1 protein-coding gene is annotated in these 746 nt (G+C 71.8%); it reads right to left on the bottom strand.

Annotated features, from left to right (window positions below):
- The coding region (locus VP06_RS33240) for an ABC transporter permease (RefSeq protein ID WP_048468102.1) at positions 1-743 on the bottom strand (743 nt) is incomplete at its 3' end.
- Positions 744-746: the final 3 nt, after the last annotated feature.

Raw genomic sequence — 746 nt, 5'->3', positions numbered from 1 at the left:
CCGAGGCCGAGGAAGGACAGGGCGGCTTCGAGCAGGATGGCGTGCGCCATCTCCAGGGTGGCCACCACGATCAGCGCATTGAGGATGTTGGGCAGGATCTCCTGGGCGAGGATCCGCACCGGGCTAAAGCCCGCAGCCTTCGCGGCGGCGACGAAATCCTGGGCCCGCACCTGGCGGGTTGCCGCGCGGGTGACCACCGCGAAGCGGTCCCAGAGCAGGAAGCCCAGCACCAGCACCACCACCTTCAGCGAGCCGCCGACCAGCGAGGCCATGGCCAGCGCCACCAGCACCACCGGCATGGCGAGCCGGGTGGTGACGACGTAGCTCACCACCGCGTCGACCCGGCCGCCGTAATAGCCGGCGAGCACGCCGAGCGTGGTGCCGATCGCCCCCGAGATCAGGGCGGCGGAGAGCCCGATCAGCAGGGAGATCTGGCTGCCATAGATCAGGCGGCTCAAGTAGTCGCGGCCGAGCTTGTCGGTGCCGAGCCAGTGCTCGGCGCTGCCCTTGGCGTGCCAGATCGGGGGGATCAGCCGGCGCGACACGTCCTGCGCGTAGGGGTCGTGCGGGGCGATGAGGGGGGCGGCGAGCGCGACCAGCACGATGAACCCGACGAGGCCGGCCCCGATCAGGACGCCGCCATGGGACAGGCCGCGCCGGAGCGCGATCATGGCCGGCGAGCGCGGAGGGGGCAGGGCGGTCTCGGGCAGGGCAGTCTCGGGCAGGGCGGTCTCGGCGGCCATGAT

Source organism: Methylobacterium aquaticum (assembly GCF_001043915.1).
Taxonomy (GTDB): Bacteria; Pseudomonadota; Alphaproteobacteria; order Rhizobiales; family Beijerinckiaceae; genus Methylobacterium; species Methylobacterium aquaticum.
This window is presented reverse-complemented; position numbering and strand designations above follow the sequence as displayed.